Consider the following 22000-nt stretch of genomic DNA (forward strand, 5'->3'; position numbering starts at 1 on the left):
GCCTTGCCTCCTGATTGTTCTCAGCAACTTCCGTCGCTGCCCGTCCCCTCAACCGCCGCTTCCGACCGTCTCCGTTTCGGTGAGGCGGTATCTAGGCCCACAACAAAAAACCTGCAAGCAGAAAAAGACAGGTTCATGACATTTTTTTACGCCGCACAGAAAACGATCCGAAATCTTGTGGCTGGCGCAACTTCTGGCACAATCCCTGCCTTCAGGAGATTGGAATCTTTCAGGCCACGGGGGCGGTGCGGGCGCGGCGACTGCGCGCCGACCACAGAACGCGCAGCAGAATCAATCCGATGACCGCAAGGAAATACAGAATCGGCTCTGCCTGCCAGGTGCGAACAAGCCAGATGTAGTGGATGACCCCCGCCAAAGCCGCAAGATATGTGATTCGATGCAGTTTCTGCCAGCCAGCCGCCCCGAGTCGGCGGATCGAGGCGGCATTCGATGTCAGCGCCAGTGGCAGCATCAGGGCGAATCCCGCCATGCCGACGGTGATATAGGGCCGCTTGAGGATATCGCCCCAGATCTGGCCCCAGCGCAGTTGCAGATCCAGCAGCAGCCACACCGTCAGATGCAGGGTGACATAGGCAAAGGCGATCAGGCCGACCGCACGGCGGAACCGCAGCAGGTTCACCCCTGCCAGACGCCGCAGGGGCGTGATGCATAGCCCCGCCACGATCATCTGCAGCCCCCAAAGACCCAGTGAATGTTCGATCCGCTTCACCGGATCCACGCCCAGCGCCCCGGTATTGAGCTGCCAGACCAGCCAGAGCACCGGAATCACCGCTGCCGCATAGAGCCAGTTCGGCGAGATCCGCCGGGCCCAGCCATTCAGCCTGTCCACCAGCATCAGTAATCCTTTGCGAGATCCTGACCGGCATAGAGACCGGCGACCTGTTCCCCGTAGCCGTTGAACTTCACCGTATCCACGCGCGGCGCGAAAATGGACGACCCGATGCGCCGTTCACTGGCCTGGCTCCAGCGGGGATGGTCAACCTCGGGATTCACATTGGCATAGAAGCCGTATTCATTCGGCTGCAGCATGTTCCAGCTGGTCGGCGGCATCTGATCGGTCAGGCTGATGCGGACAATCGACTTGATCGACTTGAATCCGTATTTCCACGGCACGACCAGCCGGATCGGCGCGCCGTTCTGATTGGGCATCGGTTCACCATAAAGACCGGTCGCCATGATCGTCAGCGGGTTCATCGCCTCATCCAGACGCAGCCCTTCGCGGTAGGGCCATTCGATGCTGGGACGGGCGACGCCGGGCATTTCCTCGGGGCGCAGCAGGGTTTCGAAGGCGACATAGCGCGCGCCGGACTGCACGCCGACCCGGTTGAGGATCTGCGAAAGCTCGAACCCGATCCAGGGAATGACCATCGACCAGCCCTCGACGCAGCGGAAGCGGTAGATGCGTTCCTCTAGGGCGACACCCTGCATCAGGTCTTCCAGCCCGTATTCACCGGGCCGGTCCACCAGCCCGTCGATGCGGATCGACCAGGGCGCGGTCGTCAGCCCGCCCGCGTTGCGCGACGGATCGGACTTGTCGGTGCCAAATTCATAGTAATTGTTATAGGTGGTGATTTCCTCGAATGTGTTCGGCTTGGCATCGGTCGAGAACGCGCTTGGGCTTGCCTCGATGCTGGCCCGCGCCGGCGCGGCCAGCATCCCGGCCCCTGCCGCAGCCCCGGCCCCCAGCAGCAGCGAACGCCGGTTCATCCAGATCCCGCGCGGCGTGACATCCGACCAGCCGAGATCATTCTTGAAGCCCTTGCGCATTTCCTATCCTCCGTTTCGCCTGTCAGCGGAAGTTAGCGCAGTTTGGCCGTCCCGCCAGCCAAACAATGCTCACTTCTTCGGCAAGCGCCTGAAACAACGGGCCGCGGCGGGCGGCGCTTGTTCCGGATATATATTCCTGCAATAGAATATGACGATAGAGGAGGACATATGATGTTCAGAACCGCACTGCTCTGCACCCTGCTGGCCACGACGCCCGTTCTGGCCGGGGAATTCGAGACCTATGAAACCGATCTGTCCTTCGAGGACGCCACCTTCGCCATCGAGAATGCCATTCTGGGGGAAGGTCTGGTCATCGATTCCGTCAGCCATGTCGGTGAGATGCTGGAGCGCACCAAGGCCGATATCGGCGCGACGGCAACGATCTTCGCGGCGGCGGATGTGTTTCAGTTCTGCTCGGCCCGGGTCAGCCGTGAGGTTATGGAAGCCGATCCGGCCAATCTGCGCTTCTGCCCTTACGGGATCCATGTCTGGCAGATGCCGGACAGTGAAACGGTTCTGGTCGGCCATGACCGGTATGAAGGCACAATGGCGCCGGTGCAGGATCTTCTGTCCGGGATCGTGAAAGAGGCGCTGGAACTGGACTGAACCTGCCCATCGGGCTCCGGGTGCCGCCAGATGCCGCGCCCGGAACCCGATGGCCCGGAACCCTATGGTCCGTCAGGCATCAGTCGTTGATGTCGCGGGTCCAGATCTTGACCTGACCGGGCCGCCGTCCGACCAGTCGCCGCGTCACCAGCCATGCGATCAGCGAGATCACCGCAAAGACCAGCACCGTCACCGCCAGATTGCCGCCCAGCAGGCCGATGGCGATCAGCAGGCCGGTCACGACCGCGCCGATGGCAAAACCGACGAAGATGAAGCCGGGCACCAGCACCTCCATCACGCCGATGGCAAAGCCCGCGACGATCCAGACCCACCAGACCGACAGCCAGCTCATGACGGTTTCCGTCCGACCAGCATGCGGAAGGCATCGCCAAAGGCATCCAGCGCCTGCGCGGGCACGATGATGGTCTGCTTGCCCGCCCCTTCACCCACCTTGGTCAGCGCCTCGACCTGTTTCAGCGCAACCTGATACTGCGCCGCCTCCAGCCCGTTGCGCGCAATCGCCTCGGCGATGACCCCGGTCGCGTAGGCCTCGGCATCGGCCAGAACGCGGCGGGCCTTGGCCTCCTGCTCGGCAGCATAAAGATCGCCGTCCGCCTTCAACTCAACCGCACGGCGCTTGCCTTCGGCTTCGGTGACCTGCGCGCGCCGCGCCCGCTCGGCGTTAAGCTGTTGCAGCATCGCGGAGCGCGTCGCCTCATCAAGGTTCACATCCAGAATCTCGGCCCGCGTCACCTCGATACCCCAGTCATCGACCATGGCCGCCACCTGTTCGCGCACCTTGCCGATCAGTTCTGACCGGTTGGACTGAACCTGATCCAGTTCCATCTTGCCGATTTCGGACCGCACGATCCCGGCCACGGTCGTGGCAATCGCGCCGTCCACATCGCGGATCCGGTAGACCGTCTTTTCCGGTTCGATGATGCGGTAAAACACGCTGGTTTCCACCTTCACCAGCACGTTGTCCGCCGTGATGGCGTCCTGCATCGCGGCAGGCAACTGGCGCTCTAGGATGGTGATGCGATGCGCGATCCGGTCCAGAAACGGGATCACGAAATTGATGCCCGGCCCCAGCACCGCATGCAGGCGGCCAAAGCGTTCGACCACATGCTTTTCGGATTGCGGCACGATCCGCACGCCCAGAAACAGCGAAACGATGATGAAAACGGCAATCGCGATATAGACCGCGTTGCTGCCGATAAATGCTTCTATATCCATGACTGAACTCCAAATACGACTTGTCTCAGTCTTGGCGGCACGGAAGGGCGCGCGCAAGCCCGAATCCGGTCCGCGCGCAGGGCCATCACACAGGCCCCCCGGTTTCTTTTTCTGTCCCCCAATATCCCGGGGGTGAATTTGGCGAGAGCCAAAGAGAGGGGCAGCGCCCCCCTTGCGCCCCGACTAGCGCAGCGCCCGGCCCTTGATGATCGCGTCCCGGCCGAACCGTGCGCGGATCGCATCGGTTGCGGCCTCAGCCTTCGCGCGGCGGCCGGCATCGGGGTCCAGCAGATCCCCCTCACGATCCGCCTCGCGCGCCGGGCACAGATCGGCAATCCCCACCCCGATCAGCCGAAAGGGGGCGCGACCCCGCTCCGGCATCAGCAGGGCCGCCGCCTCCCGGTAAATCCGGTCGGCGGTCTGGGTTGCCCCCGGCAGGGCATGGCGGCGCGAGATGCCCGAAAAATCCCCGCGTTTCAGTTTCAGAACCACCGTGCGCCCGGCCAGCCCCTTGGCCTTGGCGCGGTCTGCCACCTGTTCGGCCAGCCGCCACAGATGACCATCCAGCAGATCGGCATCGGAAATATCGGCGTCAAAGGTGGTTTCCTTGGAAATCGACTTCACCTTTTCATCGCGGTTCACCCGCCGCCGGTCCTCTCCGCGCGCCAGATCATAAAGCCGCCCACCCATCTGGCCGAACCGGGCCATCAGATCGCCCCGGTCCCAGCGGCGCAGATCGGCGATGGTTCGGATGCCCGCGCGTTCCAGTGCTGCCTGCATCGCCGTGCCAACGCCCCAGATGATCCGGACCGGTCGCGTTTCCAGAAACGCCTCGGTCTCGGCCCGGCCGATCACCGAAAAGCCGCGTGGCTTGTCCAGATCCGACGCGATCTTGGCCAGAAACTTGTTATGCGAAAGCCCGACCGAACCGCTGATCCCCAGTTCCGTCTCCATCCGCCGCAACAATCGCGCCAGCATCACGGCGGGCGGCGCGCCATGCAGCCGCGCGGTGCCGGTCAGATCCATGAAGGCCTCATCCAGCGACAAGGGTTCGATGGCCGGGGTCAGATCCTCCATCATCGCGCGGATCGCGCGGGACGTTTCGGCATAGGCGGCCATGCGCGGCTTCACCACAACCGCCTGCGGGCAAAGTTTCAGCGCCTGAAACATCGGCATGGCCGAGCGTACGCCCGAGATGCGCGCGATATAGCAGCAGGTCGAGACCACCCCCCGCGTGCCACCGCCCACGATCACGGCGCGGTCGCGCAATTCGGGATTGTCGCGCTTTTCGACCGAGGCATAGAAGGCGTCGCAATCCATATGCGCGATGGACAGATCCGCCAGTTCCGGATGCGACACAATGCGCGGCGACCGGCAGGCCGGGCAGCGCGCGGTGCCGGTTTCGGTCAGGGTCAGACAGGCGCGGCACAGGCTGGGCATGGCGCAATCCTACACCCGCGTCGCAGCGCCGGGAAGGTGCCTGAGCGGCCCGAACCTCCCCCAAAGCCGCCGCTATCCCTTAACGGATTGCCCTCGGGACGCAGCCGCAGGCCCCCGCGCGACCGCCGCGACATGGGCCGCGAAATCCGGATCGGCCATCAGCGCCTTGCAGCGCGCAAAGCGCCCTTCGGCATAGGCGCGGAAATCCTCGGCCGGGTTGCCATCGGCAAGCTGGATCAACCCCCAGAGCGTCCACAAAAGATCACACATCGCCTTGTAGATCACCATGCGGCCCTGATCAAAGGCTGACGGGTCCGCCCCGAAATAGGCGCGCATCATCGCGGTATCCTGTTCGGGCGTAAACGCGGCCTCAACCGACAGATCGCCCAGATCCCACATCGGGTCATTCATGCCGGAATATTCCCAGTCCACGATCCAGACCTTTGTCCCATCATCCAGAAAATTCTCACAAAGCGGATCGCAATGACAGGGGACCAAGGGCACCGGATGGGCCGCCAGCGCCGCACGCACCGCGCCCGCCTCGGTCACCACATCATGATAGCCCTCGGGCAGGGCCACATCCTTGCCCGCAAGATGCCCCAGATAATCGTCGATCATCGCGAACAGCTCAAACCGGAAGGGAAAGGCCGCGCCCGACCGGTGCAGCGCCTGCAATGCCTGTGCCGCGCGCTCCACCACGCCGGGCCTTGTGGCAAATCCGTCGGGTGAAAGCGTCACCACATCAGGCAGGTATCGCGTGACCATCACGCCGCTGGCCACATCAACATGCAGCATTTCGGGGCTGACCCCCGCCCTCGCCGCCTCCCGCGCCGCGACTGCCTCATTCGCGCGGTCGATATAGGCTTCGGTCCCCTTGCCCGGCAGGCGGATGCAATAGCCGCCCAGACGGTAAACCCGGTTTGTCAGCCCGCCCAGCCGCTCGGGCATTCCGGTCATTCCCGGCAAAAGGCTTGCAAGCTTGCGGATCTCGGTGGCATCGGCCTGTGCAGGATCAACGTGCGCGGCATCGGTCATCGGGGTCTCCTTTCCGGCTTCGGGTTCACATCCGGCAGCCTAGGTCTATGCTGCCCCCATGACCAGAACGGAGGATGACATGACACAGCAGGATCACGACGGGCATCTGGGCGCGGTCTATTCCGCAAAGGATCCGGCAGCGGTTGCCGCCGCCTATGACCGCTGGGCCGATACCTATGACGCCGAGATGCGCGCTGCCGGATATCGCCACCCCTCGGTCGCGCTGGCGCTGCTGGCGCGCCACCTGCCGCGCGGCTCGGGGCCCTTGCTGGATGCAGGCGCGGGCACCGGCATGGTGGGTGAATGGCTGGGCATCGTCGGCTATCCGCTGGTCGATGCATTGGATATCTCACCGGGGATGCTGGCCGTGGCGGAACGCAAGGGCTGCTACCGCGCGCTGCACAATATTGCCCTTGGCGGCGATCTGCCTTTTGCCGATGGCGCCTATGCCGGGATCATCTCGACCGGGGTCTTCACCACCGGCCATGTCGGCGCCGGGGCGCTGCCGGAACTGCTGCGCATCACTGCCCCGGGCGGCGTGATCGTGCTGACGGTGAAAGATACCGTCTGGCAGGACGGGTTTCAGGCGGCCATCGCCGGTTTCGTCGCCAAAGGCCGCCTGACACTGGCCGAGGAAACCGCGCCCTATATCTCGATGCCGGGTGAGGCCGCGACCTCGCCCAGCCGGGCGGTGGTGCTGCGGCCTACGCCCTGATCCGGGCGTTCTCGGGATCATAAAGCACCCCCGGTGCAATCTGCGCCGGGACCACTTCCGAGGCCACGACCAGCGCATAATCACCCGTGGCAAGGAAGTCGTCGGTGACACCTTCGGCGTTGCGGACATAGCCATAGCCGACGGATTTCCCCAGCGTATAACCATAACCGCCCGAGGTCAGATAGCCGACAGGTTCACCATTGCGCAGGATCGTTTCACGCCCGACCAGCACGGCGGCCGGATCGTCCAGCGTGAACCCGGCGAAACGTTTGGTCAGCGGCCCCGCCGCCTCCAGCGCACTGCGGCCGATGAAATCGCTATTCGACTTCATCTTGACCGCCCAGCCCAGCCCCGCCTCGAACGGTGTGTCATTCGGCGTGATGTCGGACGACCACGCGCGATAACCCTTTTCCAGCCGCAGGCTTTCAATCGCACGATAGCCGCAGGGCCGGATATCCTGCGCCTTCCCCGCCGCCATCAGCGCATCATAGACCTGCGCCAGACCGGCCATCGGCACATGCAACTCCCAGCCCAGTTCGCCGACATAGGTGATCCGCAGGGCACGGACCGGCACGCCCGCAATCGTGATCTCGCGCACCGCGCCAAAGGGGAAGGCCGTGTTCGACACCGCATCCCCGCACAGCGGCGCCAGCACATCGCGCGCCCTCGGCCCCATCAGCGACAGCGCGCCCCAATCCTCGGTCACATCGCGGAAATCACAGCCCTGTTCCGGCAGATGGCCCGCGATCCATGTAAAATCATGGGCGCGGAACCCGGTGCCGGTGACGATGTAGAACCGGTCCTCGGCAAGCCGCGCCACGGTCAGATCCGCCTCGATCCCACCGCGTGTGTTCAGAAGCTGGGTATAGGTCACCCGCCCCGGCGCGCGCCCCACATGGCCCGCGCAGATATGGTCCAGCGCCGCCACAGCGCCCGGCCCGGAGAGTTCAAACTTGGCGAATGACGTCTGGTCGAACAGCCCCACCGCGCGGCGCACATGGGCATGTTCCGCCCCCACGGCGTCAAACCAGTTCTGCCGTCCCATGGAATAGACATCCTGCGCGCCTGCCCCGGGGGCAAACCAGTTGGGCCGTTCCCATCCCAGTTTTGATCCGAACACCGCCCCCGCCGCCGCCAGCCGGTCATAAAGCGGGGATCTGAGCGCGGGGCGCCCCGAGGTATATTCCTCATGCGGGAAGGCCACGGTGTAATGCTTGCCATAAGCCTCCAGCGTGCGGGCCAACACCCAGTCGCGATCCCGGTGCAGACCGGAAAACCGCAGGATATCCACCGCCCAAAGGTCCAGCGGCGCCTCGCCCCGCATCGCCCAGTCGGCCAGCACCCAGCCCGCGCCGCCACCGCTTGCGATGCCGAAGGCGTTGAATCCCGCGCCGACATACATGTTCGCGCATTCCGGCCCCCGGCCCAGAATGAAATTGCCGTCGGGGGTAAAGCTTTCAGATCCGTTGATCATCTGCTTGACGCCCGCCTGTTCCAGCGCGGGCACCCGGATCATCGCCTGTTCCATATGCTGCTCAAAATGGTCGAAATCATCGCCGAACAGGCGGAATTCCCAGTCATCGGGCACGTCGCCCCCCGACAAGCCGGTGACCCATGGTTGCGGGTTCGGTTCATAGCCGCCCATCACCAAACCGCCGACCTCTTCCTTGAAATAGGTGCGCCGGTCGGGGTCGCGGATGGTGGCGGCATCGGGGGACAGGCCGGGAATCGGATCGGTCACGATATACTGGTGCTTCACCGGTTGCAGCGGCACGTTGATGCCTGCCATTGCCCCAACCTGCCGCGCCCATTGGCCCGCGCAGTTCACCACCGTTTCACACCGGATCGTGCCTTGCGTAGTGCGCACAGCCACAATCCGCGCGCCCTCCATGTCGAACCCGGTGACGCGCACGCCCTCGACAATCTTCGCCCCATGCATCCGCGCGCCCTTGGCAAGGCTTTGCGTGATATCCGAGGGGCTCGCCTGCCCGTCGGTCGGCAGCCAGCTTGCGCCGATCAGATCGCCCGTTTCCATCAGCGGCCACATCGCCTTGACCTCGGCCGGGGAAATCAGATGCATCTCCATCCCGAAACTGCGCGCGGTCGTGGCCAGCCGCTTGTATTCGGTCCAGCGGTCGGACGTCGTGGCCAGCCGCAGGCAGCCCGTCATCTTCCAGCCGGTTTCCAGCCCGGTTTCCGCATCCAGCCGCTTATAGAGATCAACCGAATATTTCAGCACCTTGGTGATCGAGGCCGAAGACCGGAGCTGCCCCACCAGCCCCGCCGCGTGCCAGGTCGAGCCCGAGGTCAGCTTGCCCTGTTCCAGCAGGACCACATCCGCCTTGTGATCCCGCGCCAGATGATAGGCGGTCGAGCAGCCGATGATCCCGCCGCCGATGACGACGACCTGTGCCTGTGTTGGAAACGTCATGTCCCGATCTTTCCGAATTGCGCCTGAAAGGCGTCCAGCGACGCCTCCAGACGGGTCAGGTTTTCCGCCGCATAGGCGGTGTAATCGACGCCGGGGGCGGCCAGATGCAGGTCTGACACCAGCGCCCACAGGGTTTCGCGGATCAGGGCGGCAACCTGCATCGCCGCGAAGGCGCGCGCCAGTGCTGCATCGGGGGCCTGCCCGAAGTAGGCCGCCAGCAAGTCCTGTGCCGCCGCGGCGTCCATTTCGGCATTGGCCGCCACCCCGGCCAGATCAAACAGCGCCGTGGACCAGCCCGCATATTCGAAATCAATCAGCCAGAGCCGCGCGCCGTCATCGAGGAAATTCGCCGGCAGCAGATCGTTATGCGAGAAGACGATGGGCAGTGGAACCTGCTCTGCCTCCATCGCGCCCGCGATCCGCAGAAAGCGCGGCAGCCTGGCCTCATGCCGTGTTCCGGTCAGGGTGCGGGCATAGTCGCGGATGACATGGAACACCCAGAAGAAATAGGCCTCCCCCGACACCTGCGCCTGCATGTCGCGGTGGAACCCCCGCAGCAGATCGGCAACGCGGACGGGGTTTTCCGCCACATCCTGCGGCCCCCATGTCCGCGCGTCCAGAAAGCGTGTGACCATCACGCCGGGGGCGGTGAATTCCACCGCAGGCGCAAAGCCCGCCGCATGGGCGGCGCGCGACGCCATCGCCTCACGCGCGCGGCTGACATGATGCGCGGGGTAATCCTTACCCAGCCTGACGACATGGGCGCCCGCCGCATCGGTCACTTTCCAGATCTCGTTCGACAGCCCGCCCGACAGCGGTTCCGCCTGTACATTACCCTGCCAGCAGGGCAGCGCCGCGATGCGTTCCGGCACAGTCATGTCTCCAATCCCAGTCTTGCCCGCGCGCGCCGGGCGGCGCCCTGAATCAACCTGTCGGCAATGATCGCGATGAAGGCGACGCACATCCCCGCCACCAGCCCGCGCCCGGCATCGGCCTTGGTCAGCGCGATATAGACCTCTTGTCCCAGATCCCGTGTGCCGACCAAGGCCGTGATCACCAGCATCGACAGCGCGAACATGATGGTCTGGTTCAGCCCCAGCAGGATTTCAGGCAGGGCCAGCCGCAGCTTGATCCGCCACAGGATCTGCCCACGGGTGCAGCCCATGGCGCGGCCCGCCTCGACCAGCCGCGCATCGACGCCCTGCAGCCCCAGCGCGGTATAGCGGATCGCGGGCGCGATGGCATAGGCCACGACCGCCAGAAGGGCGGTGAAATCCCCCACCCGGAAAAGCATGACGGCGGGCATCAGATAGACGAAAGAGGGCAGCGTCTGCAGCGTGTCGATCACCAGCTTCAGCCCGGGCCAAAGGCTGTCGCGTTCCGCCGCCAGCACGCCGATGGGCAGACCGATCAGCATGGCGATCACCACCGCGATACCGCAGAGATAAACCGTCGTCATCGCCTCTTCCCATAGCCCGGTCGCGGCAATCACCACGACCAGCCCCCCCGACAAAGCCGCCAGCCGCGCGCCGCCCAGCCGCCAGCCCGCCAGCGCCAGCAGCGCCGCCACACCCAGCCAGGGCAGGCCGATCAGGAAGCGTTTGAAGGGGATCATCAGGTTCAGCAGGAAAAAGTTCTTCACCGCCTCCAGCGCGTCGAAGTAATTCACGTTGATATGGCGCACGACATCGGACCAGAATGTGCCGGTCGAAAGCCGCGCCTCTGCCGGATAGTCCTGTGCGCCGGGCAGCACCATCGTCAGCCCCCCTGCCAGCACCAGAACCGCCAGCGCGACCAGCAGATAGGAATGTCCCGCCCGCGCACCGGGGCGATCCTGCGCCATGGCCTGACTGATCCGGTCCAGTACGATGGCCAGCGCCACGATGGCAAAACCCGCCTCAAGCCCCGCGCCGAAATCCAGCCGCCGCAGGGCCGCCAGCACGTCAAAGCCCAGCCCTCCCGCGCCGATCATCGAGGCGATGATCACCATGTTCAGGCTCAGCATGATGACCTGATTGACGCCGACCATCAGCCCTTCACGGGCCGAGGGGATCATAACCTTCCACGTCATCTGATGCCGCGAACAGCCCACCATCTGGCCAAGGTCACGCAACTCGGACGGCACGCGCGACAGCGACAATTGCGTGATCCGCGTCATCGGTGGCATGGCATAGATCACCGTCGCGATGACCGCCGCCACCGGGCCAAAGCCGAACAGGATCAGCACCGGCACCAGATAGGCAAAGACCGGGATCGTCTGCATCAGATCCAGCGCCGGGGTGATCGCCCGGTTCAGGCCCGGCCAGCGATGCGCCGCCAACCCCAGTGCCAGCCCGCCCGCAATGCCGATCGGCACCGCGATCAGGATCGAGGCCAGTGTGACCATGGCGCTGGTCCATTGGCCGAAGACCGCGATGAACAGAAACCCCGCACCCGAAAGGGCGGCCAGCGCCCAGCCCCCCGCGCGATGGCCGATCACCATGGCCAGCCCCGTCACCGCCAGCCAGCCAAGCGGGGGCAGCGCACCAAAGCCCCCCGACAAAAGCCCCAGCACCGCGCGATAGGGCAGATCAATCACCGCCGCGACCGCGCGCGTCAGGTCGCGGAAGGTGAACAGCCCGAAACTGGCATCATTCAGCAGCCAGCGCATCAACGCGCTGATCCAGCGCGCGGCGGGCAGTTCTGCCGCCCGCGGCCAGTCAAAGGCCCAGGGCGCCAGCGGCTTGCCAAAGGTGATGAACAGCGCCAGCAGGGCCAGCGCCCCGGCCCAGACCACCACCGCGCGGATCCCCCGCCCCGCCATCCTAACCCTCCAGCATCATCGCCACGACATCGGCGCGGTGCAGATGGCCCAGCGTGCGGCCATCTTCATCGGTGATGCGGACGGTTTCATGGGTCAGGAACAGGGGCGCCGCCTCAGCCAGACGGGTGCGGGCGGGCAGGGTGGCATCGGGGTCCGGCCCGGTTACCGGGCCCATAAGACGCGTCACCGGCACGACCTTGGGCCGGGTCACCGCGCGGGTGAATTCGGCGACATAATCCGTGGCGGGGTTCATCACCAGATCCTCGGGCGTGCCGACCTGCACCACAGCACCATCCTTCATGATGGCAATGCGGTCCGCCAGACGGATCGCCTCGTCGAAATCATGGGTGATGAAGACGATGGTTTTCTTCAGCACCGATTGCAGGCGGATGAATTCATCCTGCATCTCGCGCCGGATCAGCGGATCCAGCGCGGAAAAGGGTTCATCCAGAAACCACAGCTCGGGATCGGCGGCCAGACTGCGGGCGATGCCGACGCGCTGCTGCTGCCCGCCCGACAACTGGCGGGGAAAGGCGTCCTCACGCCCCTGCAGGCCCACCAGCGCCACCATGCGCCGCGCACGATCCTCGCGTTCGGAACGCGCCACGCCCTGCACCTCCAGCGGGAAGGCCACATTCTGCGCCACCGTCAGATGCGGCAACAGGGCGAAATGCTGAAACACCATGCCCATCCGGTGCCGCCGCAGATCGCGCATGCGGTCCTCGGACATGGCCAGCAGGTTTTCACCATGAAACAGGATCTCCCCCGCCGTGGGTTCGATCAGCCGCGACAGGCAACGCACCAGCGTCGATTTCCCCGATCCCGACAGGCCCATGATCACGAAGATCTCACCGGCGCCGATCTCAAGATCAACCGCGCGCACTGCCGGAATATGGCCCTTGGTCACGAACTGGTCAGCGCTTGCCTCTGGCCCCAGATCCGACAGCACCCGCGCGGCCTGAGGGCCAAAGACCTTCCAGACATCACGGCAGACCAGCATCGGTTCGGGCATCGGCCCGGGTTTCAATGCGGGCATCGGTTCAGGCAAGGGTCGCGGCATGTCTTTCCCTGATGGCAAGAGGGCCTGAAGGACAAGGAAAGGCCGCCGTCCGTGAGGGGATCGCGGACGACGGCCAGAGGGGCAAGACCCGGATCAGTCGATCCAGCCGGACCAGCGCGCCTCGTTCTGTTCCATCCAACCGGCAACGACCGATTCAACCGAGGCGCCATTCAGGTCCACCTCGGTGATCATCGCGCCCATCTCGTCATTGTCGATGCTGAAGGCCTCGACCGCCGCTGCCGCCTTGGGCCATTTCTCGGCCAGCCCCGACCATACGACCTTCCAGATGTCACCAAAGGGCTTGCCGCAGTCATAGGCGGCGTCGGGATTGATACCCCATGCCGGATCCGTATAGCACTCGGCGGTGTATTCGGGAAAGGCGACCCAGTCGCCCTCAAACTTCGCCGGGGCCCAATGTGGGGCATAGACCCACAGAAGGACCGGCGCCTCACGCTGAATGGCGGATTCCAGTTCGGCAAACAGGGCCGCATCGGTGCCCGCATGGATCACCTCGAAGGGCAGGTCCAGCGCTTCGATCCGTTCTTCGTCAAATCCGCCCCATGTGACCGGGCCACCCAGATAGCGACCCTTGGGCGCGGTTTCAGCGGTAGCAAAGGCCTCGGCGCAGGCGGCTTCCTTCAGCGCCTCCCAATCCGGCAGGCCGGGGCATTGTTCGACCATATAGGCCGGATACCACCATTCCTCCTTGGCCTGCATGCCGGTCGGGCCAAGGTTCACCACATTGCCAGTTGCGGTGGCGGCATCCATCGCCTCGCGCCCGGTGGTTTCCCAGATTTCCATCGCGATATGCAGATCACCCGTTTCAAGGCCTGCGAATTGCGCAAGGTAATCGGCCTGCACATATTCGACGGTCAGCCCCGCCTTTTGCAGCACCGATCCCATCAGTTGCGTGGTGATCAGCTGCCCGGTCCAGTCATGCAGCGTCAGGCGGACCGGATCACTGCTGTCCTGCGCCAGCGCGCCCCCTGCCGACAGAAGCGCCAGCAACGAGGCGGCGGTCATGGACTTTGCGATGACGGTCATGGCGGTCTCCCCGGATGCGGCTGGTTTTCCCTTGGGTCAAGTAACGGCCAGCATCCGGCATGAGTCAATTGCTTTCTGTGGGAATTTGTGTCTTTTCTGACCGGATATGACCGATCTGGGCGGATGTGCCCGCAATTCGGGCAATCCGCCACGAGGGCCCCATGCTTTCCAAACGCCATTCCGAAATCCTGCGCATTCTGGACACGCAGGGAACCGTCACGATTGCCGCCCTGTCCGAGGCGATGGGCGTCAGTTCGGAAACCGTGCGGCGTGATGTGCGCCCGCTGGTCGAGGGTGGAACCGTGCTGCGCATGCATGGCGCGATCAGCCTGTCCTCCCCGGCAGGAGAGGCCCCGTTCCGCCGCCGCATGCGCGAGAATGCCACCGCGAAACAGGCCATTGCCCAAAGGCTTGCCGAAACGATCGGCCATGGCGAAACGGTCATGATGGATACGGGCACGACGACCAGTTTCCTTGCCCGGGCGCTGACGCGGCACCGGCGGCTGACGGTCATCACCAATTCCACTGATGTCGTCCGTACCCTGTCGGGTGGTGAGGGCAACCGCATCTTTCTGGCCGGGGGGCAGATCATCGGCGATTCGGGCGCGGTGCTGGGGGCGCAGGCAATCCGCTTCGTGCAGGGCTACTCCGCCGCGCATGTGGTGATTTCCGCCGGGGCGGTCGAGGCGGGTGAGGTCATGGATTATGACGAGGCCGAGGCCGAATTCGGCCGCGCGCTGCTGGACCGGGGCGAACGGCGCATCCTTGCCACCGATGCCACGAAATTCGGGCGGCGCGGGCTGGTCACGGTCTGCGGATTTGCGCGGCTGGATGTGCTGGCCACCAATGCCGCCCCGCCCCCCGCCATTGCCGCCGCTGCCGCACAGGCGGGCACCGCGCTGCTGCTGCCGGCCTGACCCGTCCGGCCATGCGAAAGGCCGCGCCCCGGAAGGGCGCGGCCTTATGGTTTTCCGCGGATCCCTGCGGAAGGGTCAGTCGCGTCCGCGCGCCACCGTCTCAGGCCGCACAAAGCGTTTCTGCACCGCCCAGACCAGCACCGCCGCCGCAAGCCCGATCCCATCGGTCAGCCATCCCCCGGCAATCATCCCCAGCGCGGCGATCATCAACACACCGCGCAAAGGCAGCGACAGCGGGCCAAAGAACCAACCCTGCACAGTCGAGGACAGAAGATAGATCCCGAAGGCTGCCGAGATGAACACATGCAGGATCTCACCGATTTCCCCCTGCATCAGCAGCGCAGGCGAGGTGAAGAACATGAAGGGCACCACAAAGGCCGCCAGCCCCATCTTGAAGCTTTCGACGCTTGTCTTCATCGGATCCGACTGCGCAATCGCCGCCCCGGCATAGGCCGCCAGCGCCACGGGGGGCGTGATGGCCGACATCACCGCGAAGTAGAAGATGAAGAAGTGGGCCGTCAGCGGCTGGATCCCCATCTGGATCAGGCCCGGCGCGATCACGCTTGCCGCCACTGCATAGGCCGCCGTAGTCGGCATCCCCATGCCCAGCACGATGGACACGACCATCGCAAAGAACAGTGCAACACCCTGATTCTGATCCGCCAGCCCCAGCAGCAGCGACGAGAAACGCGTCCCGATCCCGGTCAGCGCGATAACGCCCACGATCACGCCCGCCGCCGCACAGACCGCCACAAGCTGCAACGTCATCTTGGTGGCGATCTCGAAGGCATAAAGCACTTCCTTCGGGCCCATCTTGTAGGGCGTCAGCCAGGACACGACCGCAGCCGAAGCCATGGCCAGCGTGCCCGCGCGGATCACCGAATAACCCATGAACAGCGCAGAGATCAGGATGATGATCGGCAGGAAAAGATACACCTGTTTCGCCAGCTTGCGGAACTGCGGCAGCTCGCTGCGGGGCAGCCCCTTCATCCCGAACTTCTGGGCATAGAGGTCCACGTTGAAATAGACGCTCATGAAATACAGAACCGCCGGGATGATCGCCGCGATGACGATCTCGGAATAGGCGATGCCGGTGATTTCCGACATGATGAAGGCGCCCGCGCCCATGATCGGCGGCAGGATCTGCCCGCCCGAGGAGGCCGCCGCCTCAACCGCCGCCGCTGTCTGCGGCTTGTAGCCCACCCGTTTCATCAGCGGGATGGTCAGCGACCCGGTCGCCACGACATTGCCCGCCGAGGTGCCGTTGATCATGCCCATCAGGCCCGACCCGAACACCGCCACCTTGGCCGGACCGCCGCGCGCCCCGCCTGCCGCCGCAAAGGCGAAGTTGACGAAATATTCGCCCACCCGGCTGGCCTGCAGGAAGGCCGCGAAGACCACGAACAGGATGATATAGGTCGAGGAGATTGCGGTCGTCGGCCCGAGGATACCCTGATCGGTGTAGATATAGGTAAAGAAGCGCGACATCGAATAGCCGCGATGTTCAAGGATCCCCGGCAGCCACGGCCCGACAAAGCTGTAAAGCACGAAGACCGACGCGATGATGACCAGCGCCAGACCGGCCAGCCGCCGCGTCACCTCAAGGATCAGGATCACCCCGGCCAGCGAGGCAAACATATCGGCATCCTTGGCCAGACCCGTACCCGCCCGCAGCCGCAGGAAAGGCGCGTGATAGATGATGTACAGCGCGACCGTCACCGCAGCCACCGCAAGGAAGGCATCGGCAAGGTCGATCCGGGCGCGGTCGCGCCCCGGCAGGAACCAGCCCATCACCATCAGCCAGACCGTGCCCGCCACAAGCGGATAGCCAAAGCTCCAGAGAATGGCATCCTTGGCCGCTGCCGCATCGGCCCCGCCGCCGACAAGATAGATCGAAACCACCTTAAGAAAGGCCAGCGAAACCAGCGCCGCGCCGGGCGCCATCAGGGTCAGATAGCTGCCGCGCGCCATGCCGGGCCGTCCGTCCGTCTGGTCCGCGTTGAAGATCCCCGAGGAAAACAGGATGAAGGCCAGCGCCAGCCCGCCGCCGACATGGATCAGCCGGTAGACCCAGGGTTCCAGCGGATAAAGGTTCATAACGCCGACATGGAAGGCGGTATAGGCCACGCAGAGCCCGGCAACGATCAGATGCGTCATGCCCACCGGGATGCGCTGGTTCGAGGCGTAGATTTCCTTATCCACGCCATCGGCAATGAGTTCTGGACCGGGCGCATCCTGTTCGGTGGCGGTCATCGCATCCTCCCTGGGATCAAGAGATGTCTTGGAAAGCGGGTCCGCCCCGGCCTCCTCGCCGGTATCCGGTGCCCGCAGGGCCGTCATTTGCCGGATCCGGCAGGCCCGCGCAGGGCCATGCCGGAGGGCAGGGTCCGGGCCGCAAAACGGCCCGGTCCCGTGTCAGATCACTTCAGATTGTCAGGAACCGTCAGGCCCTTTTCTTCCAGATAGCGCACCGCGCCGGGATGGAAGGGCATGAAGCTGTTCTTGTCCCAGTTTTCCAGCAGGGTCTCGGACGCCGCCGCGTGGATCTGAACCATGCGCTCGGGGTTGTCCATCGCCAGCTTGGTGATCTCATAGGCCAGCGTTTCGGGCATGTCCTGATGCGCGATGGCGAAGTTCCACAGCGCGACCGTGTTCTGGTCATAGTCATGGCCCGCATAGGTGCCCGCCGGAATGGTCAGGGGTGCCATGGCCGGGAAGGCCTCAAGAACTTTCGGCAGTTCTTCGTCGTTGAAGCCGAACATCACCACATCCTGGCTGGCAGCCAGTTCCGCGAAGGCCGAGATCGGAACGCCCGCCGCAAAGGCGAAAGCGTCGATCAGGCCATCGCCAAGCTGACCGGCCGCATCGGCGGCCCCGGCATTGGAGATCGTCGCGGTGACGCCCAGCGCTTCGATGAATTGCGGCCAGTAGGTGCCGGGCGTGCCGCCCGCCGGTCCGACTGAAACGCGCTTGCCGCCCAGATCGGAAACCGAGGTGATGCCCGACGATTTCAGCGCGATCACCTGGAACGGGGTCTGATACATCGGGAACAGCGCGCGGATCGAGCGGTGCTCCAGCCCCGGCGCCAGTTCCGATTTGCCCATCCAGGCGTCATAGGCCGGGCCCATGGTGACAAGGCCCATCAGATGGTCACCGGTTTCCACCAGCGTCACGTTCTGAACCGGGCCGCCGGTCACTTCGCCGGTCGCGGCGATACCAAGGCTTTCGGCCGCATAGGATGCAAAGCCGTTGCCATAGACGAAATAGGTGCCGCCCTGGCTGGCGGTGCCGATGGTCATCGAATTCGGCCAACCGGTCTTGTCCATGTCCTGCGCCTGTGCGCCGCTCACGGCAAAGGTCGCAGCCGCCGCAAGGGCAGCGAGCATTTTGATTGTCATGTGATCCTCCCAAGGATTCCGCTTCAGGGCCAATGCCCCGGCTCCGTCGGGAAAACCCGCCGGATACGGTTCTACAAGACATGGATGGAGGGGTCCGATCAACCATATCAGCGGGGTCCGAGGGATGTTTGCGCGATCACGGGCCGGTGAATGGGTGGAAACCGTAACATCAGCGCCGGAAAACGGGGGGAGATACCCCCATCACGCCGCCAGATCACCGTCCGGTGCCGCGACGCCTGCCGGGCATCCGTGCCGGGGTGTGCGCTGACCTGTCCGCGGACCTGCCCCCGGACTGCAACGCCACTGCAAGGGAATCAGCCCTCGTCGCTCTCGGTGGCATCGCCATAGGCGGCCTTGTCGATTCCGTATTTCTGCATCTTTTCCCACAGCGTCTTGCGGCTGAGGCCCAGCGTTTCATAGACCGGGCGCAAGGCGCCGCGATGCGCGGCCAGCGCCGCCTCGATCTCACGCCGCTCGAACTCGGCCACGCGGTCGGCCAGACGGGGCGGGGCGGCCTCGCCACGGTCAGGGCCGGTCGCGTCAAGGCCCAGCCCCAGCCCCAGTGCAAAACGGTCGGCGGCATTGCGTAATTCGCGCACATTTCCGGGCCAGTCGCGGGACGACAGCGCAGCGATCATCGCGGGCGGCACCTCGGGCGGATCGCGGCGATGACGGCCCGCCGCCTCTTCCAGCAGCTTGAGAAACAGCAGCGCCACATCCTCGCGCCGCTCGGCCAGTGTCGGCACATGCAGCGTCACGACATTCAGCCGATAGAGCAGATCCGCCCGGAACCGCCCCGCCGCGACCTCGGCCTCCAGCAGCACGCGGCTTGTCGCCATGAACCGCACATCCAGCGGATAGACCTCATTCGACCCCAGCCGGGTGATCGCCCGGTCCTGAATGACGCGCAACAGCTTGCCCTGCACCTCAAGCGGCATCGACCCGATATCATCCAGCAGCACCGTGCCGCCGCGCGCATGTTCGAACTTGCCATAGCGCGGGCGCATCGCACCGGGAAAGGCACCCGCCTCATGGCCGAAAAGTTCACTTTCGATCAGCGCAGCGGGCAGGCTGGCGCAGTCGATGGCGACGAAGGGGCGGCGCGCGCGCGGTGACAGATCATGCAGCGCCCGGGCGGCCACCTCCTTGCCCGATCCGGTTTCCCCGACGATCAGCACATCCGCATCGGTCGGCCCCAATGTGCGGATGCGCCGCCGCAGGTCGATCATCGCATTGGACCGCCCCACCAGCCGCTGTTCCACATCATCCGCCTGCCCGGCCGAGGCGCGCAGCACCCGGTTTTCCAGCACCAGTCTGCGATATTCCAGCGCCCGGCTGGCAATCTCGGCCAACTGGCTTGCGACAAAGGGTTTCTCGACGAAATCATGCGCCCCTTCGCGCATCGCGCGCACCGCAAGCTGCACATCGCCATGCCCGGTAATCAGGATCACCGGAATTTCGCGGTCGATCTCATGGATGCGGTTCATCAGGGTCAGGCCATCGATGCCCGGCATGCGGATATCGGTCAGCACGATCCCGGGAAAACCGAAGCTGACCAGATCGGCCACCCGGTCGCCGCCGGGAAATTCCTGCACGGTGAAGCCCGCCAGATCCAGCGCCTGCGCGGTCGAGGCCCGCAGATCGGGTTCGTCATCGACCAGAAAGACCCGCCCGAAACTCATGCCGCGCGGTCCGCGACTTCGGCCCCGGCGGCGCGCAGGTCGATGACAAAGACCGCACCGCCGCCCGTCGCCGGCTCAACCCGCAGATTGCCGCCGAAATCCTTGACGATGTTGTAGCTGATCGACAGCCCCAGCCCCAGCCCCTTGCCGACGCCCTTGGTGGAAAAGAACGGATCGAAGATCCGCTCGGCCAGTCCCGGCGGCACGCCCGGGCCATGGTCACGCACCCGGATCCGCACGCCTTCATCCGTGGTATCGGCCTCAAGCCGGATGCGGCGATCCGTGCCCCCCTCGACCGCATCGGCGGCATTGGTCAGGATATTGACCAGCACCTGTTGCAGCCGCACCGGACCCGCCACCACCTGGGGCAGTCCGTCGGGAAGGGCGATCGTCAGGTCTGCCCCCGCCGCGCGCAGGCGCAGTTGTGCAATCTCCAGTGATGCCTCGACCACCTCGGGCAGGGACACGGCTTTCAACTTTTGATCGGGCGAACGCGCGAAACTGCGCAGATGTTTTGAAATACTGCCCATGCGGTCGATCAGCGACAGGATGCGATCGATATTGCCACGCGCATCCCCGGTGCGCCCGCGATCCAACAGGATCAGCGCATTGTCGGCAAAGGTCCGGGCCGCGCCCAGCGGCTGGTTGAATTCATGGCTCAGCGCCGCAGACATCTGGCCAAGGGCCGCCATCTTGCCCGCCTGCACAAGATCATCCTGCGCGCGGCGCAGGTTCTGTTCGGCCAGCCGCCGCTCGGCCACCTCACCCTCAAGCCGCCGGTTCACCTCGGCCAGTTCGCGGGTGCGTTCCTCGACCCGGCGTTCCAGATGGTTGCGCGCGGCCTGCTGCAACTGGAACCGCTCCCGCAACCGGGCGCGGCGCTGCGCGATCACCGCCATCCCCATCACCCCCAGCGCAAGGGCCAGCATCACCGCCCCTGCCACGGTCAGCGCCTGCCTGCGGGCCGATGCGGTTTCCAGCAGCACGCGGATGGTCCAGTCCGCCTCGGGCATCGGGGCAGCCAGATGCAGATAATCGCGCCGGACCGGTCCTTCGCGCACGGCCAGCAGCGACTGGCCCGCCACCTCGGTCATGCCTTCCTGCGGGAAGGGATCCAGCGGCGCATCGACATAGCGCCGGTTCGCCGCCAGCCGTGCGCGCGCCTCATCGGTCAGGGGGGCCAGCGCGGTGAACAGCCATTCAGGGCGCGAGGACAGGAACAGGATCCCCTCGGGATCGGTGACCATCAGCGCATAATCATCGCCGCGCCATGCCTCCTCGACCGCATCCAGGTCGATCTTGACGATCAACGCGCCACGGATCGACCCGCCCACCCGCACCGGCGCGCCGAAATAATAGCCCCGCTTGCGCGAGGTCGTGCCCAGCGCATAAAACCGCCCCTCACCCCCCGCCACCGCATCATAGAAATAGGGGCGGAAATCGAAATTCCCCCCGACGAACGAGGTTTCGGTATCGAAATTCGATGCCGCCCGCGTCATCCCCTTCAGATCCATGAAATAGATGTCCGAGGCGCCCAGCAGTTCCTGCGTTTCCTTCAGGTGCAGGTTGACGAGACCGGAAAGCCCGAGGTTTTCAGGGTCATTCGCCATCGCCTTGATCAGCGCATGTTCGGCCACAAGCTGCGGCAGGCGTTCAAACCGCGCCATCTGGCCGCGCAGCGTCGTCACCGCCAGTTGCAGCACGTTGTCGCCCCGGCGCGACGTATCCTCCAGAAACAACCGTTTGGAATGGCCATAGGCCAACCAGCCCGCAACCCCGATGCCAAGGCCCGCCAGCAGCAGAAGGACTGCAACCCGGATGCGATCACTGGCCCGCCGCACCGCG

Annotated in this window: 18 protein-coding genes; 3 read left to right on the plus strand and 15 right to left on the minus strand. The window is 64.9% G+C overall.

Annotated features, from left to right (window positions below; translation table 11 throughout):
• Positions 1–229: 229 nt before the first annotated feature.
• On the minus strand, positions 230–856 hold the full coding sequence (gene msrQ / locus JL811_RS04490; RefSeq protein WP_202687236.1) for a protein-methionine-sulfoxide reductase heme-binding subunit MsrQ: 627 nt from the start codon (positions 854–856) through the stop codon (positions 230–232).
• Positions 856–1788 (minus strand): protein-methionine-sulfoxide reductase catalytic subunit MsrP, encoded by a 933-nt coding sequence (msrP, locus tag JL811_RS04495; protein ID WP_202687240.1) that lies wholly within the window; start codon positions 1786–1788, stop codon positions 856–858. The genes msrQ and msrP overlap by 1 nt, the downstream gene beginning before the upstream one ends.
• 168 nt (positions 1789–1956) lie before the next feature.
• Between msrP and JL811_RS04500 the strand changes: the two genes are divergently transcribed.
• Positions 1957–2394, plus strand: a complete 438-nt coding sequence (locus JL811_RS04500) for a DUF302 domain-containing protein (protein WP_202687242.1) — start codon at positions 1957–1959, stop codon at positions 2392–2394.
• Between the two features lie 79 nt (positions 2395–2473).
• Here JL811_RS04500 and JL811_RS04505 read toward each other — a convergent pair whose 3' ends face one another.
• The 4 genes from JL811_RS04505 to JL811_RS04520 form a co-directional block, all read right to left on the minus strand.
• Positions 2474–2746, minus strand: a complete 273-nt coding sequence (locus JL811_RS04505) for an NfeD family protein (protein ID WP_202687244.1) — start codon at positions 2744–2746, stop codon at positions 2474–2476.
• Positions 2743–3630 carry an SPFH domain-containing protein gene (locus tag JL811_RS04510; RefSeq protein WP_202687246.1) on the minus strand — a complete coding sequence of 296 codons (888 nt, stop codon included), beginning with the start codon at positions 3628–3630 and terminating at the stop codon, positions 2743–2745. The genes JL811_RS04505 and JL811_RS04510 overlap by 4 nt, the downstream gene beginning before the upstream one ends.
• Positions 3631–3813: 183 nt before the next feature.
• A complete protein-coding gene (locus tag JL811_RS04515; RefSeq protein ID WP_202687248.1) occupies positions 3814–5070 on the minus strand; it encodes a DNA polymerase IV in 1257 nt (418 codons plus the stop codon).
• Between the two features lie 72 nt (positions 5071–5142).
• Entirely contained in the window at positions 5143–6105 is a 963-nt protein-coding gene (locus JL811_RS04520) for a choline kinase family protein (RefSeq protein ID WP_237684809.1), read from the minus strand.
• A gap of 79 nt (positions 6106–6184) precedes the next feature.
• Here JL811_RS04520 and JL811_RS04525 point away from each other — a divergent pair, with 79 nt between their 5' ends.
• Entirely contained in the window at positions 6185–6820 is a 636-nt protein-coding gene (locus JL811_RS04525; RefSeq protein ID WP_202687250.1) for a class I SAM-dependent DNA methyltransferase, read from the plus strand.
• Here the strand turns inward: JL811_RS04525 and JL811_RS04530 are convergent.
• From JL811_RS04530 to JL811_RS04550, 5 genes are all read right to left on the minus strand, one after another.
• Entirely contained in the window at positions 6810–9251 is a 2442-nt protein-coding gene (locus JL811_RS04530; RefSeq protein WP_202687252.1) for a GcvT family protein, read from the minus strand. The two genes, JL811_RS04525 and JL811_RS04530, sit on opposite strands and share 11 nt — an antisense overlap.
• Positions 9248–10129, minus strand: a complete 882-nt coding sequence (locus JL811_RS04535; RefSeq protein ID WP_202687253.1) for a choline/ethanolamine kinase family protein — start codon at positions 10127–10129, stop codon at positions 9248–9250. Before JL811_RS04535 ends, JL811_RS04530 begins: the two co-directional genes overlap by 4 nt.
• Positions 10126–12054, minus strand: coding sequence for an ABC transporter permease (locus JL811_RS04540; protein WP_202687255.1), 1929 nt, complete (start codon positions 12052–12054; stop codon positions 10126–10128). Before JL811_RS04540 ends, JL811_RS04535 begins: the two co-directional genes overlap by 4 nt.
• Before the next feature lies 1 nt (position 12055).
• Positions 12056–13114, minus strand: coding sequence for a quaternary amine ABC transporter ATP-binding protein (locus JL811_RS04545; RefSeq protein ID WP_237684810.1), 1059 nt, complete (start codon positions 13112–13114; stop codon positions 12056–12058).
• Between the two features lie 93 nt (positions 13115–13207).
• Complete coding sequence (locus JL811_RS04550) at positions 13208–14158, minus strand: ABC transporter substrate-binding protein (protein WP_237684811.1); 951 nt, start codon at positions 14156–14158, stop codon at positions 13208–13210.
• A 161-nt stretch (positions 14159–14319) separates the two neighbouring features.
• On the opposite strand from JL811_RS04550, the gene JL811_RS04555 reads away from it, so the two are divergent.
• Positions 14320–15075 (plus strand): DeoR/GlpR family DNA-binding transcription regulator, encoded by a 756-nt coding sequence (locus JL811_RS04555; protein ID WP_202687257.1) that lies wholly within the window; start codon positions 14320–14322, stop codon positions 15073–15075.
• Between the two features lie 75 nt (positions 15076–15150).
• Here JL811_RS04555 and JL811_RS04560 read toward each other — a convergent pair whose 3' ends face one another.
• The 4 genes from JL811_RS04560 to JL811_RS20245 form a co-directional block, all read right to left on the minus strand.
• Positions 15151–17415: a TRAP transporter permease gene (locus JL811_RS04560; RefSeq protein ID WP_337924715.1), complete on the minus strand. Its 2265-nt coding sequence runs from the start codon at positions 17413–17415 to the stop codon at positions 15151–15153.
• Positions 17416–17495: 80 nt separating this feature from the next.
• Positions 17496–18473, minus strand: coding sequence for a TAXI family TRAP transporter solute-binding subunit (locus JL811_RS04565; protein ID WP_202687258.1), 978 nt, complete (start codon positions 18471–18473; stop codon positions 17496–17498).
• 314 nt (positions 18474–18787) lie between these two features.
• Positions 18788–20155, minus strand: coding sequence for a sigma-54-dependent transcriptional regulator (locus tag JL811_RS04570; RefSeq protein ID WP_202687260.1), 1368 nt, complete (start codon positions 20153–20155; stop codon positions 18788–18790).
• Positions 20152–21996 carry an ATP-binding protein gene (locus tag JL811_RS20245; protein ID WP_202687262.1) on the minus strand — a complete coding sequence of 615 codons (1845 nt, stop codon included), beginning with the start codon at positions 21994–21996 and terminating at the stop codon, positions 20152–20154. Before JL811_RS20245 ends, JL811_RS04570 begins: the two co-directional genes overlap by 4 nt.
• Positions 21997–22000: the final 4 nt, after the last annotated feature.

Origin of the sequence: Szabonella alba (assembly GCF_016765775.1) — a bacterium.
GTDB lineage: Bacteria > Pseudomonadota > Alphaproteobacteria > Rhodobacterales > Rhodobacteraceae > Szabonella > Szabonella alba.